This is a genomic window from Methylobacterium sp. J-118 (assembly GCF_057836565.1).
In genome coordinates this window covers 4,417,686-4,433,010 of the sequence record NZ_JBYQFA010000001.1, presented here as the reverse complement: position 1 = coordinate 4,433,010, position 15,325 = coordinate 4,417,686, and the positions used below count along the sequence as shown (strand labels likewise).

At 66.6% G+C, this 15,325-nt stretch carries 16 protein-coding genes and 2 pseudogenes; 13 read left to right on the top strand and 5 right to left on the bottom strand.

Translation table 11 applies throughout. From position 1 onward, the window contains the following. Window position 1: 1 nt before the first annotated feature. The 13 genes from fusA to rpsQ all read left to right on the top strand — a co-directional run bounded on the left by fusA (window position 2) and on the right by rpsQ (window position 8,645). Window positions 2-2,077: an elongation factor G gene (fusA, locus tag AC3IF3_RS21690; RefSeq protein WP_489218162.1), complete on the top strand. Its 2,076-nt coding sequence runs from the start codon at window positions 2-4 to the stop codon at window positions 2,075-2,077. Between the two features lie 58 nt (window positions 2,078-2,135). Continuing rightward, window positions 2,136-3,326 carry an elongation factor Tu gene (gene tuf, locus AC3IF3_RS21685; RefSeq protein WP_489216691.1) on the top strand — a complete coding sequence of 397 codons (1,191 nt, stop codon included), beginning with the start codon at window positions 2,136-2,138 and terminating at the stop codon, window positions 3,324-3,326. Between the two features lie 80 nt (window positions 3,327-3,406). After that, entirely contained in the window at window positions 3,407-3,715 is a 309-nt protein-coding gene (gene rpsJ / locus AC3IF3_RS21680; RefSeq protein ID WP_043351245.1) for a 30S ribosomal protein S10, read from the top strand. A gap of 50 nt (window positions 3,716-3,765) precedes the next feature. Beyond that, window positions 3,766-4,503, top strand: a complete 738-nt coding sequence (rplC, locus tag AC3IF3_RS21675) for a 50S ribosomal protein L3 (RefSeq protein ID WP_489218160.1) — start codon at window positions 3,766-3,768, stop codon at window positions 4,501-4,503. Further along, window positions 4,503-5,123, top strand: coding sequence for a 50S ribosomal protein L4 (gene rplD / locus AC3IF3_RS21670; protein ID WP_489218159.1), 621 nt, complete (start codon window positions 4,503-4,505; stop codon window positions 5,121-5,123). The genes rplC and rplD overlap by 1 nt, the downstream gene beginning before the upstream one ends. After that, a complete protein-coding gene (locus tag AC3IF3_RS21665; protein ID WP_489230277.1) occupies window positions 5,120-5,416 on the top strand; it encodes a 50S ribosomal protein L23 in 297 nt (98 codons plus the stop codon). The genes rplD and AC3IF3_RS21665 overlap by 4 nt, the downstream gene beginning before the upstream one ends. Window positions 5,417-5,441: 25 nt before the next feature. Beyond that, window positions 5,442-6,278, top strand: coding sequence for a 50S ribosomal protein L2 (gene rplB / locus AC3IF3_RS21660; protein ID WP_243967302.1), 837 nt, complete (start codon window positions 5,442-5,444; stop codon window positions 6,276-6,278). A 5-nt stretch (window positions 6,279-6,283) separates the two neighbouring features. After that, complete coding sequence (gene rpsS, locus AC3IF3_RS21655; protein ID WP_012319190.1) at window positions 6,284-6,562, top strand: 30S ribosomal protein S19; 279 nt, start codon at window positions 6,284-6,286, stop codon at window positions 6,560-6,562. A 1-nt stretch (window position 6,563) separates the two neighbouring features. Next, entirely contained in the window at window positions 6,564-6,950 is a 387-nt protein-coding gene (rplV, locus tag AC3IF3_RS21650) for a 50S ribosomal protein L22 (protein WP_058194329.1), read from the top strand. Between the two features lie 10 nt (window positions 6,951-6,960). Continuing rightward, the gene (rpsC, locus tag AC3IF3_RS21645) at window positions 6,961-7,707 is read left to right on the top strand and encodes a 30S ribosomal protein S3 (RefSeq protein WP_243967303.1); all 747 of its coding nucleotides are present in this window, start codon (window positions 6,961-6,963) and stop codon (window positions 7,705-7,707) included. 11 nt (window positions 7,708-7,718) lie between these two features. Continuing rightward, complete coding sequence (gene rplP / locus AC3IF3_RS21640; RefSeq protein ID WP_091719330.1) at window positions 7,719-8,132, top strand: 50S ribosomal protein L16; 414 nt, start codon at window positions 7,719-7,721, stop codon at window positions 8,130-8,132. 12 nt (window positions 8,133-8,144) lie between these two features. Next, on the top strand, window positions 8,145-8,360 hold the full coding sequence (rpmC, locus tag AC3IF3_RS21635) for a 50S ribosomal protein L29 (RefSeq protein WP_243971952.1): 216 nt from the start codon (window positions 8,145-8,147) through the stop codon (window positions 8,358-8,360). Between the two features lie 21 nt (window positions 8,361-8,381). Then, a complete protein-coding gene (gene rpsQ / locus AC3IF3_RS21630; protein WP_489230276.1) occupies window positions 8,382-8,645 on the top strand; it encodes a 30S ribosomal protein S17 in 264 nt (87 codons plus the stop codon). A gap of 284 nt (window positions 8,646-8,929) precedes the next feature. On the opposite strand, the gene recA is transcribed toward rpsQ, so the two are convergent. The 5 genes and pseudogenes from recA to AC3IF3_RS21605 form a co-directional block, all read right to left on the bottom strand. After that, the gene (recA, locus tag AC3IF3_RS21625) at window positions 8,930-10,003 is read right to left on the bottom strand and encodes a recombinase RecA (protein WP_409564788.1); all 1,074 of its coding nucleotides are present in this window, start codon (window positions 10,001-10,003) and stop codon (window positions 8,930-8,932) included. A gap of 216 nt (window positions 10,004-10,219) precedes the next feature. Beyond that, on the bottom strand, window positions 10,220-12,979 hold the full coding sequence (cckA, locus tag AC3IF3_RS21620) for a cell cycle histidine kinase CckA (RefSeq protein ID WP_489230275.1): 2,760 nt from the start codon (window positions 12,977-12,979) through the stop codon (window positions 10,220-10,222). Between the two features lie 279 nt (window positions 12,980-13,258). Further along, window positions 13,259-13,537, bottom strand: a pseudogene (locus tag AC3IF3_RS21615) (integrase core domain-containing protein); the annotation flags it as partial. A gap of 37 nt (window positions 13,538-13,574) precedes the next feature. Beyond that, window positions 13,575-13,787: pseudogene (locus AC3IF3_RS21610) on the bottom strand (recombinase family protein); the annotation flags it as partial. A 124-nt stretch (window positions 13,788-13,911) separates the two neighbouring features. Further along, window positions 13,912-15,324 carry an efflux transporter outer membrane subunit gene (locus AC3IF3_RS21605; RefSeq protein ID WP_489230274.1) on the bottom strand — a complete coding sequence of 471 codons (1,413 nt, stop codon included), beginning with the start codon at window positions 15,322-15,324 and terminating at the stop codon, window positions 13,912-13,914. Window position 15,325: the final 1 nt, after the last annotated feature.

Here is a 15,325-nt window from a genome sequence, read left to right as displayed (position 1 = left end):
GATGCCCCGCACGCACGCGATCGAGGACTACCGCAACTTCGGCATCATGGCCCACATCGATGCCGGCAAGACCACGACCACGGAGCGGATCCTCTACTACACCGGAAAGTCCCATAAGATCGGCGAGGTCCATGAGGGCGCCGCCACGATGGACTGGATGGAGCAGGAGCAGGAGCGTGGCATCACGATCACGTCCGCCGCGACGACGTGCTTCTGGCGCGACAAGCGCCTGAACATCATCGACACCCCCGGCCACGTGGATTTCACCATCGAGGTGGAGCGTTCGCTCCGCGTGCTCGACGGCGCCGTGTGCGTGCTCGACGGCAACCAGGGCGTCGAGCCCCAGACCGAGACCGTGTGGCGCCAGGCCGACAAGTACGACGTGCCGCGCGTCGTGTTCGTCAACAAGATGGACAAGATCGGCGCCGACTTCTTCAAGTGCGTGGCCGACATCATCGACCGCGTCGCCGGCAAGCCGGTGTGCCTGCAGCTGCCGATCGGTTCGGAGTCGAACTTCCAGGGCGTGATCGACCTCATCAAGATGAAGGCGATCGTCTGGTCGGGTGAAGCGCTGGGCGCCAATTTCGACGAGATCGAGATCCCGGCCGACCTGAAGGATCAGGCCGTCGAGTATCGGACCAAGCTGGTTGAGGCCTGCGTCGAGCTGGACGACGAGGCCATGGGCGCCTACCTCGACGGCACCGAGCCGGACGAGGCCAGCATGCGCAAGCTCGTGCGCAAGGCCGTGCAGCTGCGCGCCTTCCATCCGGTGCTGTGCGGCTCGGCCTTCAAGAACAAGGGCGTGCAGCCGCTCCTCGACGCCGTCGTGGATTACCTGCCCTCCCCGGCCGACCGCGGCGAGATCAAGGGCATCGACTTCAAGACCGAGGAAGAGACTGTCCGTCACCCGACGGATTCGGATCCCTTCTCCATGCTCGCCTTCAAGATCATGGACGATCCCCACGTCGGTACGATCACCTTCTGCCGCGTGTATTCGGGCAAGGTCGATTCGGGCGCCAACGTGCTCAACTCCTCGCGCGACAAGAAGGAGCGCGTCGGCCGCATGCTCCTGATGCACGCCAACAACCGTGAGGACATCAAGGAGGCCTTCGCCGGCGACATCGTCGCCCTGGCCGGCCTCAAGGATACCCGCACGGGCGACACCCTCTGCGATCCGCAGAAGGCTGTCATCCTCGAGAAGATGGAGTTCCCCGAGCCCGTCATCGAGATCGCCGTCGAGCCCAAGTCGAAGGCAGATCAGGAGAAGCTCGGTATCGCGCTGGCGAAGCTCGCCGCCGAGGATCCGTCGTTCCGCGTCTCCACCGACCAGGAATCGGGCCAGACCATCCTTAAGGGGATGGGCGAGCTCCACCTGGACATCAAGGTCGACATCCTGCGCCGTACCTACAAGGTCGACGCGAATATCGGCCAGCCGCAGGTGGCCTATCGCGAGAAGCTGACCCGCCGTCAGGAGATTGACTACACGCACAAGAAGCAGACCGGCGGTACCGGCCAGTTCGCTCGCGTGAAGTTCGTGGTCGAGCCGAACGAGCCGGGCGCCGGCTTCGCCTTCGAGTCGAAGATCGTCGGCGGCGCGGTGCCGAAGGAGTACATCCCCGGCGTCGAGAAGGGCCTGAACTCAGTCCTGGGCGCGGGCGTGCTCGCCGGCTTCCCGGTGGTCGACGTGAAGGTCGAACTGATCGACGGTGCCTATCACGACGTCGACTCGTCGGCGCTGGCCTTCGAGATCGCCTCCCGCGCCGCCTTCCGCGAAGCCCTGCAGAAGGGCGGCTCGGTGCTGCTCGAGCCGGTGATGAAGGTCGAGGTCGTCTCGCCGGAGGAATACACCGGTTCGGTCATCGGCGATCTGAACTCCCGCCGCGGCCAGATCCAGGGCCAGGACATGCGCGGCAACGCCAACGTCATCAACGCGATGGTGCCGCTGGCCAACATGTTCGGCTACGTGAACCAGCTGCGCTCCTTCTCCCAGGGCCGCGCCAACTTCACGATGCAGTTCGACCACTACGAAGAGGTGCCGCGCGGTGAGGCCGACAAGGTCATCGCCAAGTACGCCTAAGGTTTTACGCCTAGACATCTCTTCATCCGCAACACGAATTCGAATTTAGGAGGCTCTGATGGGCAAGGAAAAGTTCGCTCGCACCAAGCCGCACTGCAACATCGGCACGATCGGGCACGTGGATCACGGCAAGACGTCTTTGACGGCGGCGATCACGAAGGTCCTGGCCGAGACGGGCGGGGCGACGTTCACGGCCTACGACCAGATCGACAAGGCGCCGGAGGAGAAGGCGCGCGGGATCACGATCTCGACGGCGCACGTGGAGTACGAGACGGCCAACCGGCACTACGCCCACGTCGATTGCCCCGGCCACGCCGACTACGTGAAGAACATGATCACCGGGGCGGCGCAGATGGACGGCGCGATCCTGGTGGTGTCGGCGGCCGACGGCCCGATGCCGCAGACCCGCGAGCACATCCTGCTGGCCCGCCAGGTCGGCGTCCCGGCGCTGGTGGTGTTCCTCAACAAGGTCGACATGGTCGACGACGAGGAGCTGCTGGAGCTGGTCGAGCTCGAGGTGCGCGAGCTCCTGTCGAAGTACGACTTCCCGGGCGACGACATCCCGATCACCAAGGGCTCGGCGCTGATGGCGCTGGAGGACAAGGAGCCCAAGATCGGCAAGGAGGCGGTGCTGGCGCTGATGGCCACCGTCGACAGCTACATCCCGCAGCCGGAGCGGCCGATCGACCTGCCGTTCCTGATGCCGATCGAGGACGTGTTCTCGATCTCGGGGCGCGGCACGGTGGTGACGGGCCGGGTCGAGCGCGGGATCGTGAAGGTCGGCGAGACGGTGGAGATCGTCGGCATCCGCGACACGCAGACCACGACGGTGACCGGCGTGGAGATGTTCCGCAAGCTGCTCGACCAGGGCCAGGCGGGCGACAACGTCGGCGTGCTGCTGCGCGGCACGAAGCGCGAGGACGTGGAGCGCGGCCAGGTCGTGTGCAAGCCGGGTTCGGTGAAGCCGCACGCCAAGTTCAAGGCCGAGGCCTACATCCTGACCAAGGAAGAGGGCGGGCGGCACACGCCGTTCTTCACGAACTACCGGCCGCAATTCTACTTCCGCACGACGGACGTGACCGGGATCGTGACCCTGCCGGAGGGCACCGAGATGGTGATGCCGGGCGACAACGTGACCATGGACGTGGTGCTGATCGTGCCGGTGGCCATGGAGGAGAAGCTGCGCTTCGCCATCCGCGAGGGCGGCCGCACCGTCGGCGCCGGCGTCGTCGCCGCCATCAACGATTGATAGCAGAGAAGCATCCTTAGCAGGGCGCGGCGGGGGCTTGCCTCCGCACTCCCCGCCGTCCCTCTCAAGGTTCCAGGAACATGAACGGTCAGAACATCCGCATCCGCCTGAAGGCGTTCGATCACCGCATCCTCGATGCGTCGACCAAGGAGATCGTCTCCACGGCCCGGCGCACCGGCGCGACCATCCGGGGCCCGATCCCGCTTCCGACGCATATCGAGAAGTTCACCGTCAACCGCTCGCCGCACATCGACAAGAAGTCGCGCGAGCAGTTCGAGATGCGCACGCACAAGCGTGTGCTCGATATCGTCGATCCGACGCCGCAGACCGTGGACGCGCTGATGAAGCTCGACCTCGCCGCCGGCGTGGACGTGGAGATCAAGCTCTGAGTCCCGCCGGGACTTAGAGCTTACCGTTTCATCGCGCGAGGGAGACACCTATGCGCTCAGGCGTCATCGCACAGAAGGTCGGGATGACCCGCGTCTTTACGGACGCGGGGGAACATGTCCCCGTCACCGTGCTCAAGATCGATCAATGCCAGGTGGTTGCCCACCGCACCGTCGAGAAGAACGGCTATGTCGCGCTGCAGGTCGGCGTCGGCAAGGCCAAGGTCAAGAACGTCTCGGCCGCCGAGCGGGGCCGATTCGCGGTCGCCAAGGTCGAGCCGAAGAAGAAGCTGGCCGAGTTCCGCGTGTCAGAGGACGCGCTGATCCCGGTCGGCGCGGAGATCACCGCGGACCACTTCATCCCCGGCCAGTTCGTGGATGTCACCGGCACCACCACCGGTAAGGGCTTCGCGGGCGGCATCAAGCGCTGGAACTTCGGCGGCTTGCGCGCCACCCACGGCGTTTCGATCTCGCATCGGTCGATCGGTTCGACCGGCGGCCGTCAGGATCCGGGCAAGACCTTCAAGAACAAGAAGATGCCGGGTCACCTCGGTGTCGAGCGGGTCACGACCCAGAACCTGCGCGTGGTGCGCACCGATCCCGAGCGCGGCCTGATCCTGGTCGAGGGCGCGGTTCCGGGCGTCGCCGGCGGCTGGATCCAGATCCGCGACGCGGTGAAGCGCAAGCTCCCCGCCGACGTGCCGCTGCCGGGCAAGTTCCGTGAGAACGGCGCTGCCCCCGAGTCCGCCCAGACTGCCCCCGAGGCCCCTGCGGCTGAGGAGACCGCCTGATGAAGCTCGATATCACCACCCTCGACGGCGCCGGCGCCGGTTCGGTCGAGCTGAACGAGGACATCTTCGGCCTTGAGCCGCGGGCCGACCTCCTTCAGCGCATGGTCCGCTGGCAGCTGGCCAAGCGCCGGGCCGGCACCCATGCCGTGAAGAACCGCTCGGCTGTGAACCGGACCCGCAAGAAGCTGTACAAGCAGAAGGGCACCGGCAACGCCCGCCACGGCGCGGCCTCGGCTCCGCAGTTCCGCGGCGGCGGCCGGGCCTTCGGTCCGGTCGTTCGCGACCACAGCCACGACCTGCCCAAGAAGGTCCGGGCGCTGGCTCTGCGTCACGCCCTCTCGGCCAAGGCCAAGGCCTCGACCCTGATCGTCGTCGACGACATCAAGATCGAGGATCACAAGACCAAGGGTCTCGTCGAGCGCTTCGGCAAGATGGGCCTCTCCAACGCGCTGATCATCGGCGGTGCCGAGGTCGACGTGAACTTCGGCCGGGCCGCCCGCGCCATCCCGCAGATCGACGTGCTGCCCGTGCAGGGCATCAACGTCTACGACATCCTGCGCCGCGACACGCTCGTCCTGACCAAGGCCGCCGTCGACGCGCTGGAGGAGCGTTTCAAATGAGTGCCGATCTGCGCCACTACGACATCATCGTCTCCCCGGTCATCACCGAGAAGGCGACGAACCTGACCGAGCAGAACAAGGTTGTCTTCCGGGTCGCCCCCAAGGCGACCAAGCCTCAGATCAAGGAGGCGGTGGAGAAGCTGTTCGACGTGAAGGTCACGGCCGTGAACACCCTTGTCACCAAGGGAAAGAAGAAGATTTTCCGCGGACTCCGCGGACAGCGCTCCGACGTGAAGAAGGCGATTGTGACCCTGGCCGAGGGCCACACGATCGACGTCACGACCGGGCTCTGAGGACGGGTTTTAGGGATCCAAGCCGATGGCCTTGAAGACATTCAAACCGGTCACGCCGAGCCTGCGCCAGCTCGTGCTCGTCGACCGCCGTGAGCTCTACAAGGGCAAGCCGGTGAAGGCGCTGACGGAGGGCAAGTCGTCCTCCGGCGGCCGGAACAACCTTGGCCGGATTACCGTCCGCTTCCGCGGCGGTGGCCACAAGCGCGTGCTGCGCAACGTCGACTTCAAGCGTCGCGAGCAGCTCGGTGTCGTCGCGACCGTGGAGCGGATCGAGTACGATCCGAACCGCACGGCGTTCATCGCGCTGATCAACTTCCCCGATGGGAAGCAGAGCTACATCCTGGCCCCGCAGCGGCTGCAGCCGGGCGACAAGGTCGTGGCCGGCGAGGGTGTCGACATCAAGCCGGGCAATGCCGGTCCGGTCGGCTCGATGCCGGTGGGCACCATCGTCCACAACATCGAGCTGAAGATCGGCAAGGGCGGCGCGATCGCCCGCTCGGCCGGCAACTACGCGCAGATCGTGGGCCGCGACCAGGGCTACGTGACGCTCCGCCTGAATTCCGGCGAGCAGCGCCTGGTCCACGGCCAGTGCTTCGCCAGCGTGGGCGCGGTCTCGAACCCGGACCACATGAACATCTCGCTCGGCAAGGCCGGGCGCAACCGGTGGCTCGGCAAGCGCCCGCATAACCGCGGCGTGGCTATGAACCCGGTGGATCACCCGCACGGCGGCGGCGAGGGTCGCACATCGGGCGGCCGCAACCCGGTCACGCCCTGGGGCGTGCCCACCAAGGGGAAGAAGACCCGGTCCAACAAGCGGACCGACGTGTTCATCCTGTCCAGCCGCCACAACCGCAAGAAGTAATCGCTATGGCACGCTCTCTCTGGAAGGGGCCGTTCGTCGACGGCTACCTCTTCAAGAAGGCCGAGGCGGCGCGGGGCTCCTCGCGCTCCGAGGTCATCAAGATCTGGAGCCGCCGCTCCACGATCCTCCCGCAGTTCGTCGGGCTCACCTTCGGTGTGCACAACGGGCAGAAGCACATCCCGGTCTACGTCACCGAGGAAATGGTCGGGCACAAGTTCGGCGAATTCTCGCCGACCCGCACCTTCCCGGGCCACGCGGCCGACAAGAAGGCGAAGAGGCGCTGAGATGGGCAAGCAAGCCACCCCCCGCGCGCTCCCCGAGAACGAGGCCAAGGCGGTCGCGCGCATGCTGCGCGTCAGCCCGCAGAAGCTCAACCTCGTGGCGCAGATGATCCGCGGCAAGAAGGTCGACACCGCGTTGGCCGACCTGCAGTTCTCGCGCAAGCGGATCTCCACCGAGGTCAAGAAGTGCCTCGAGAGCGCCATCGCGAACGCCGAGAACAACCACGATCTGGACGTAGACGACCTCGTCGTCTCCCAGGCCTTCGTGGGCAAGGCGCTGGTTCTCAAGCGCTTTCACGCCCGCGCCCGCGGCCGCGGCGCGCGTATCCTGAAGCCCTTCTCGAACCTCACCATCGTGGTTCGCGAAGTCCGCCAGGCCGAAGCGGCCTGAGGAGGATCTGATGGGCCAGAAAGTCAATCCGATCGGTCTCCGGCTCGGTATCAACCGGACCTGGGATTCCCGCTGGTTCGCCACCAAGGGCGACTACGCGAAGCTCATGCACGAGGACGTCGCGATCCGCGCCGCCCTCATGAAGCAGCTCAAGCAGGCGGCGGTCTCCAAGATCGTCATCGAGCGACCGCACCGGAAGTGCCGCGTCACCATCCACTCGGGCCGTCCGGGCGTGGTGATCGGCAAGAAGGGCGCGGATATCGAGAAGCTGCGCAAGCTCGTCGGCACCATGACCAAGGCCGACGTGACCATCAACATCGTCGAGGTGCGCAAGCCCGAGATCGACGCCACCCTGGTGGCTGACTCGATCGCCCAGCAGCTCGAGCGCCGCGTCGCCTTCCGGCGGGCCATGAAGCGCGCCGTCCAGTCGGCGATGCGTCTGGGCGCCGAGGGCATCCGGATCAACTGCTCGGGCCGTCTCGGCGGCGCCGAGATCGCCCGCCAGGAATGGTACCGCGAGGGCCGCGTCCCGCTGCACACCCTGCGCGCGGACGTGGATTACGGGACCGCCACGGCGTTCACGACCTACGGGACCTGCGGCATCAAGGTGTGGGTGTTCAAGGGCGAGATCCTCGAGCACGACCCGATGGCCCAGGACAAGAAGGCCCAGGAAGAGGGCGGCCGCTCCGGCGGGCGCCGCGAGCGCGATGGCGAGGGCGGCCGCGAGCGCGGACGCCGCGAGCGCGAGCACGCGTAAGGTAGGAAGCCATGCTGCAACCGAAAAAGACCCGCTTCCGCAAGCAGTTCAAGGGCCGCATTCACGGTGCGGCCAAGGGCGGCTTCGAGCTGAACTTCGGCCAGTTCGGCCTGAAGGCGGTGGAGCCCGAGCGCGTCACCGCCCGCCAGATCGAGGCGGCCCGCCGCGCGATCACCCGCGAGATGAAGCGCCAGGGCCGCGTCTGGATCCGGGTGTTCCCGGATGTGCCGGTCTCCTCGAAGCCGACCGAGGTCCGCATGGGCTCCGGCAAGGGCGCCCCGGACTATTGGGCCGCCCGGGTGCATCCCGGCCGGATCATGTTCGAGGTCGACGGCGTCGCCGAGGCCATCGCCAAGGAGGCGCTTCGCCTTGGTGCCGCGAAGCTCCCGATCCGCACGCGGGTCGTCCAACGCATCGCCGACTGAACGGAGGCTATCGTGAAGTCGACCCAGAGAGTGTCTGATCTCAAGGCGTTGTCGCCGGATCAGTTGAACGACGAGTTGCTGAACCTCAAGAAGGAGCAGTTCAACCTGCGCTTCCAGGGGGCCACCGGCCAGCTCGAGAACGTCGCCCGCGTCCGTGAGGTTCGCCGCGACATCGCCCGCGTCCGCACCCTGCAGCGTTCGAAGACGCTGCAGGCGGCCAAGAGCTGACGAAGGGCTTAGGAGAACATCATGCCGAAGCGCGTCCTGCAGGGCACCGTCGTCAGCGACAAGGGCGAGAAGACCATCGTGGTGAAGGTGGAGCGCCGCTTCACGCACCCGGTGATGAAGAAGACCGTGCGCCGCTCGAAGAACTACCACGCCCATGACGAGGCGAATGTCGCCAAGGTCGGGCAGACGGTGTTCATCGAGGAGTGCCGTCCGTTCTCGAAGACCAAGACCTGGAAGCTGGTCGAAGGCGAGGCCGCCCAGGCTGAGGCCGGCGAAGCTGCCTGATCCGGACGGGGTCGGGTCGCGGGTGGCCCGATGCATTCTGGTCCCGCGAAGGCTCTCGGGAAGCGATCGGTGGAAGCCTCGCGGCGATGCGGGGCTTTCGCGTTTGCGCCGTCGGTGACGGTCCGGATGTCGCGCGCTCCGTCATCGCGAGCGCAGCACGGTGACCGGCGCGCGCGCGGACCGGGACGCGTCTGACGCAAACGGCCCCGGAGAGGCTCCGGGGCCGGCATAGCGTTCGCGTCGTTGACTCTGCCGCGATCCTCTCGGACTGGCGGCGGCGCGGCTTAAGCCTCGCCCTCGTCGAGCTCGTCCGGCGTCGGCGCGGCGTTCTCAAGGATCTTCTCGGCGACGAGTCCCGAGTTCTGCCGGATCGAGGTCTCGATCTCGGCTGCGATCTTCGGGTTGTCGCGCAGGAAGCCCTTCGAGTTCTCGCGGCCCTGGCCGAGGCGCTGGCTGTTGTACGAGAACCAGGCCCCGGACTTCTCGACGATCCCGGCCTTCACACCGAGGTCGATGAGCTCGCCGACCTTCGACACGCCCTCGCCAAACATGATGTCGAACTCGACCTGCTTGAACGGCGGGGCGACCTTGTTCTTCACCACCTTGACGCGGACCTGGTTGCCGATCGCCTCGTCGCGGTCCTTCAGGGTCGAGATGCGGCGAATGTCGAGGCGCACCGAGGCGTAGAACTTCAGGGCGTTGCCGCCCGTGGTGGTCTCCGGGCTGCCGTACATCACGCCGATCTTCATCCGGATCTGGTTGATGAAGATCACCATGCAGTTCGAGCGCGAGATCGAACCGGTGAGCTTTCGCAGGGCCTGGCTCATCAGCCGCGCCTGGAGGCCGGGCTGGCTCTCGCCCATCTCGCCCTCGATCTCGGCCCGCGGGGTCAGCGCGGCCACCGAATCGACCACCAGCACGTCGATGGCGCCGGAGCGCACCAGCGTGTCGGTGATCTCGAGGGCCTGCTCGCCCGTGTCGGGCTGGGAGATCAGCAGGTCGTCGAGATTGACGCCGAGCTTGCGGGCATAGACCGGGTCGAGGGCGTGCTCCGCGTCGATGAAGGCGCAGACGCCGCCCTTCTTCTGGGCTTCCGCGATGGTGTGGAGCGCCAGGGTCGTCTTGCCGGACGATTCGGGGCCGTAGATCTCGACCACCCGTCCGCGGGGAAGGCCGCCGACGCCGAGCGCGATGTCGAGCCCCAGCGAGCCGGTGGAGATCGTCTCGACCTCCTGCACCTTGTCGTTCTTACCGAGCCGCATGATCGAGCCCTTGCCGAAGGCGCGCTCGATCTGGGACAGGGCGGCGTCGATCGCCTTGGACTTGTCCTTGTCCTTATCCTTGTCCACGGGGGGCATGTCGGCCACTTTCAATGCGGGCTGGGCCATCTGGCGGGCTCCTTATGAAGGGGTTGGGCGCCATTCACAACGCGCGGCAACACCGCGTCTTTGTGCCCGTTTTGTTCTATTTTTGCAAGGGCGCGACGATGGCGATGTCGCCGCGATGCCGGCGATGCGCCGGTTCTCCACCGCGGCGAACCGCGCCGGGCCGTTCCCGGCCCTGCGCCCTCCCCCTCAATCGGCCATGGTCTTCTTCACGGTCTCGACGAGCTGCTTCAGGCTGAACGGCTTGGGCAGGAAGTTGAAGGTCTCGCCCTCCGGCAGGTTCTTGCGGAAGGCGTCCTCGGCGTAGCCGGAGACGAAGATCACCTTCAGGTCGGGCTGGTGCTTGCGCACCTCCCGCAGGAGTGTCGGGCCGTCCATCTCGGGCATGACCACGTCGGAGACCACGAGGTCGATCGGCTGGGCGCCCTCGCGGACGATCGCCAGGGCTTCCAGGCCCGAGGCCGCCTCCAGCACCGTGTAGCCGCGGGCCGAGAGGGCCCGGCTGTTGACCGCCCGCACCGGATCCTCGTCCTCCACGAGCAGGATGATTCCCTGCCCCGTATGGTCGGCGGCGGGCTTGCGCGGTGCGGGCCTGTCGGGCTTGCCGGACGGGTCGCCGGCGGCCACGCCGGCGTCGCCGCGCCCGCCCTGCTCCGGCGCCGTGAACGGTCCGGTCCGCGGCAGGGCCGCGACCGGCGGCGGCACCTCCTCCGGCTCGGCCACGGGGACGTGGCGCGGCAGGTAGATGCGGAAGGCCGTGCCCGACCCCATCGTCGATTGCACGTCGATGGTGCCGCCGGATTGCTTGACGATGCCGAACACCGTCGAGAGCCCCAGCCCCGTACCCTTGCCGATCTCCTTGGTGGTGAAGAACGGCTCGAAGATCTTCTCCATCAGCTCGGGGGGGATGCCCTGGCCGGTGTCGCGGACCTCGATCAGCACGTGGTCGCCCGTCGGTGCCCCGCCGCGCCCCTCGACCGCCGAGGCCGGCCCCGGATCGGTGACGTTCTCGGTGCGGATCACCAGCTTGCCGCCCTCCGGCATCGCATCCCGGGCGTTGACCGCGAGATTCACGATCACCTGCTCGAACTGGTTGACGTCGGCCTTCACGGGCCAGACCTCGCGGCCGTGCTTCAGCTCCAGGGCGACCCGCTCGCCGAGCAGGCGCTTGAGCAGGAGGGTCAGTTCCGAGAGCGCCTCCCCGACATTCATCACCTCCGGCCGCAGGGTCTGGCGGCGGGAGAACGCCAGGAGCTGGCGGACGAGGCCCGCCGCCCGGTTGGCGTTCTGCTTGATCTGCATGATGTCCTGGAAGGCCGGATCGGTCGGCCGGTGGCTCGCCAGCAGCAGGTCCGAATAGCCGATGATCGCCTGCAGCACGTTGTTGAAGTCGTGGGCGATGCCGCCCGCGAGCTGGCCCACGGCGTTCATCTTTTGGGCCTGGGCGACCTGCTGCTCCAGCTGGCGCTGGGCCGTGGTGTCGAGGGCGTACAGGATCACCCGCTCGGCCTCGTCGGTCTTCTGCCCCGGGTCGCCGCCGTCGGCCGGGCTGAGCCAGACCCGCGCCGAGCGGCCGCCCGGACCGTTGAGCTGGACCTCGATCGGCTCGGGGTCGGTCCGGCCGCTCGCCGCGCGGGCGAGCCCGGCCTCCAGGGCGGTGCGATCAGTCACCGAGTCGGCGACGTTGGGCTCGGCCCGGGCCGTGCCGTCCCCGTCGAGCGCGCCGTCCTCGGCCTGGCGCGGGACCGTGCCGAACAGCCGGGTGAACGAGGCGTTGGCCCGGGCGATCCGCCCGGTCCGGTCGAGGGTCGCGATGGCGATCGGCGAATTGTTGAGGAACCGGGCGAGGCGCACCTCGGCGGCGCGCTGCGGCTCGTCGGTCTCGGCCCCGGCGGAGCGGTTGATCACGAAGGTCCGGGAGGATCCGGGCTTGCCGTCCTTGCCGAAGGCGATCCGGTGGTAGAGCCGCACCGGCAGGGTGTGGCCGTTGCGGCGGCGCAGGTCGAGGTCGAAGCGGTCGGTGCGGACCTCCCCGGGCAGGCCGGCGGCGCGCACGAGGACATCCGCCTCCGGGGCGATCTCGGTGAGGTGTGGGCCGCCGTGGCCGACGCTCGCCAGATCGTAGCCGAGCCAGGCCGCCAGGGTGGCGTTCATGTAGACGATGGCGCCGGCCGGATCGATCGACAGGAAGCCCGCCGGGGCGTGGTCCAGGTAGTCGATCGCGTGCTGGAGTTCCTGGAAGACGTTCTCCTGCCGCTCGCGCTCGGCGGTGATGTCGGCCACCGTCCAGAGCGAGGCGGCCCGGCGCGGGCGCGCGAGCGGCCGGACCGAGACCCGGTACCATCCGAAGCTGCGCTCGCCGGCGACCGGGCCCAGCGGCGGCGACATCCGGACCTCCTCGGTATGGGCCCGGGCGTCGCGCGAGGCCTGAGACAGGCGGTAGACCGCCTCGGAGACCTCCGGCGGCCCGACCAGGATGCGCTCCATGGGCACGAGGTTCGAGAAGGTGTCGCCGCCGGCGATCCGCAGATAGGCCTCGTTCGCGTAGATCAGCCGGCCGCCATCCTCGACGACCAGCGCCCCGTCGGGCGAGGCGTCGACGATGCCCTTGGTGATGTCGTCCCGGGCGGCGCTGCCACTGAGCTGGAGCGCCCCGATCGCCAGGGCGAACAGGAAGAACACCCCCGCCATCGCCAGCAGGGCCAGCAGCCAGACGATCAGCGACTGCGCCTGCTCGTTCGCCACGAACGACAGGCCGATGGCGGCCCCGACCAGCAGGCCCGCCAGCACCAGCAGCAGACCGACCCGGCCCGGCTGTTCCGAGCGGTCGATGGATCCGGTCGCCTGCGGCGCAGCCGCCGGCGAACCCGGACCCTGCGTGCCGGGGACCGGCAGCCCGGGATTCTGCGGGCCCGCGGCGGGCGCCGGAGGTCCAGTGACGTCGGCCATCGGCTTCATTCCAGAACGAGTCCCCCGTTAGGCCCGCCGGCCCTATCAGGGCAAGGGCGGCGCGGCACTACGCGCGTCGCGCCAAGTTTCAGTTCAGCCTCGCGAAAAAAGGTGGACGAAGCGTGGCTTTCCGTACCCCGCGTCCGCGGCCGTGATCGTCGCGCGCCTGGACCGGAGGCTAGCGCATCAGGCCGGACACCGGAACCGGCACGATGCGCTAGATTATTGATCGGCATCGTCTTTTTCCGGAAGCCGGCAGCCACCTCCCGGGGCGATGCCCTAGGTATATGGTCCCGGGATGAGGTGTGACGGGTCGATCCTGAAGCGATTAGGCTCTTTCGTCCAGGCGTTCAGGATGAACTTGATGGGTGTCAGGCCCCGCAGGGTCTTGAGCCTGCGGGCGTGATTGCCGGCATCGACGAACAGGTGCAGATGCGTTTGAAGCTGGTCGTGGCTGTCGTAGTGGTAGCGCTGGACCGTCGCATCCTTGATCGTGCGGTTCATTCGCTCGACCTGTCCGTTGGTCCAAGGATGGTTCACCTTGGTCAGCCGATCCCTCGCAGCATGGTGGTCAACCGTATCACCACACCACGGGATCAAACACCTTGAGGTTCCTCGGCCGGCCGCCCTTGCGCCCACGGGCGAGCGCCACCTTCAGGCCCTCCATGGTGCGCTCGCGGTTGAGGTCGAGGAAGTACTCGGCCATGGCCCCTTGCATCTGCAGGGCGAAGCGGCCGTGGGCGGTGGCGCTGTCGAACTGCTCGGTGAGCGAGCGGAAATGCACGTCCTTCACCCACAGCCCGTCGATATGAACTCGGTAGGTGTATGGCCGCGTAAGGTCTTGAATCTATTGGCATGGTTATAGATATTGACAATTAAAGACATTTTATTTCTAAGACAATAATTGTCATCATAATAATGATAAATTATAATTAATTCCACCCGCCGCCCAGTGATTTATAAAGCGTAACGATATTTTGAGCTGCAGCGAGACGATCGCTGATCAGCGTCAGTCGCGCGTTGAACAGGGAACTTTGGGCGACGAGAACGTTGAGATATGTATCGGCTCCCGACTGGAAGCGCGATTTTGATAGGTCGGTGTAGCGCGATGAGGATTCAACCAAGCGTTCCTGCGCATTCACCTGTGCCACATAGTTGGAACGTGCAATTAGAGCGTCCGATACGTCGTGGAAGGCCGATTGAATGGCTTTGTCGTAGTTCGCCTGCTCAATCCGTTTCTGCGTCTCGGCGATATCGAGATTAGCAAGGTTGGTCCCAGCGTCGAAGATCGGAACCGTCACGTTGGGCTCGAATGACCATGAGCCCTGGCCGGGCCGAAAAAGTCGCTTCAACCCGCTGCTAGCCGTCCCGCCGCTTGCCGTCAGCGTGACCTGGGGGAAGAACGCGGCCCGGGCAGCACCGATATCGGCATTGGCGCCAATCAAGGTGTGCTCGGCCGCGCGGATATCTGGCCTGCGGGTCAGTAGATCGGCGGGCAGGCCGGGCCGCAGAATTGGAAACCGCGCGCCGGCATCAAGCCCGTGCGCGTGCGACATTCGTCCCACGAGGGCCTCCGGGAGAGAACATCCAACCAGCAAGACAATCTGGTCCAGATCCTGCCCGACTTGGCGGGTATATTGCGCGACGCTCGATTGCGCAGTGCGCAGAGTGATATCCGCCTGGGCCAATTCGAGGTCGGTCGATGTCCCGGTTGTGGCCTTCGCGCGGGTCAGACGCACCGACTCGGTTTGAGCCCGCACGGTGGATTCGGCGACGCTCAATGCTTCACGGTCGGCAAGCCAGGTGAGATAAGCGGAGGCGATCTGCGCGCTCAAAGACAGCTCGGTGCTCCGGCGTGTCTCTACATCCGCGAGGAAGGTCTGGCGCGACTGTTCGGCCTGACTGCGGATACGCCCGAAGAAATCGAGTTCCCAGGAGGCGGCGCTCGCACCGAAGCTGTATTCCCGTATGCGCTGGGGACTGGTGGAGCCGTAGATATCCCCCGGCGTTGTCGACTGCAAGTAGGATGTCTTTGCGTCGATACTTGGAAAAAGGCTTGCGCGACTTACGGCGTAGGACGCCAACGCCGATTGCACGTTGAGAGCGGCGACCCTCAAATCCCGGTTGTTGGCAATGCCGAGGGCAATCAAGTCCTGCGTGGTGGGATCGCGAAAGAAGTCGCGCCAATCGAGAGGCGTGCCCGGCTCCGAGACCACCTCGACCGTCTTTGCCAGCCGTCCTGGATAGTTTGCCGCGACCGGCAGGAGCGGGGACTGATAGTCTGGGACCAAGCTACATCCGGCCAGGGCTAGAGCAAGGCAACTGAGGGGGACGAGGGCGCGCACG

Coding starts and splice junctions, on each gene's coding strand:
- rplD (WP_489218159.1), top strand. CDS start 4,503: ATGAAGCTCGATATCACCACCCTCGACGGCGCCGGCGCCGGTTCGGTC.
- rpsC (WP_243967303.1), top strand. CDS start 6,961: ATGGGCCAGAAAGTCAATCCGATCGGTCTCCGGCTCGGTATCAACCGG.
- rplC (WP_489218160.1), top strand. CDS start 3,766: ATGCGCTCAGGCGTCATCGCACAGAAGGTCGGGATGACCCGCGTCTTT.
- cckA (WP_489230275.1), bottom strand. CDS start 12,979: ATGGCCGACGTCACTGGACCTCCGGCGCCCGCCGCGGGCCCGCAGAAT.
- tuf (WP_489216691.1), top strand. CDS start 2,136: ATGGGCAAGGAAAAGTTCGCTCGCACCAAGCCGCACTGCAACATCGGC.
- AC3IF3_RS21665 (WP_489230277.1), top strand. CDS start 5,120: ATGAGTGCCGATCTGCGCCACTACGACATCATCGTCTCCCCGGTCATC.
- rpsJ (WP_043351245.1), top strand. CDS start 3,407: ATGAACGGTCAGAACATCCGCATCCGCCTGAAGGCGTTCGATCACCGC.
- fusA (WP_489218162.1), top strand. CDS start 2: ATGCCCCGCACGCACGCGATCGAGGACTACCGCAACTTCGGCATCATG.
- recA (WP_409564788.1), bottom strand. CDS start 10,003: ATGCCCCCCGTGGACAAGGATAAGGACAAGGACAAGTCCAAGGCGATC.
- rplB (WP_243967302.1), top strand. CDS start 5,442: ATGGCCTTGAAGACATTCAAACCGGTCACGCCGAGCCTGCGCCAGCTC.
- rpsQ (WP_489230276.1), top strand. CDS start 8,382: ATGCCGAAGCGCGTCCTGCAGGGCACCGTCGTCAGCGACAAGGGCGAG.
- rpsS (WP_012319190.1), top strand. CDS start 6,284: ATGGCACGCTCTCTCTGGAAGGGGCCGTTCGTCGACGGCTACCTCTTC.
- rplP (WP_091719330.1), top strand. CDS start 7,719: ATGCTGCAACCGAAAAAGACCCGCTTCCGCAAGCAGTTCAAGGGCCGC.
- rplV (WP_058194329.1), top strand. CDS start 6,564: ATGGGCAAGCAAGCCACCCCCCGCGCGCTCCCCGAGAACGAGGCCAAG.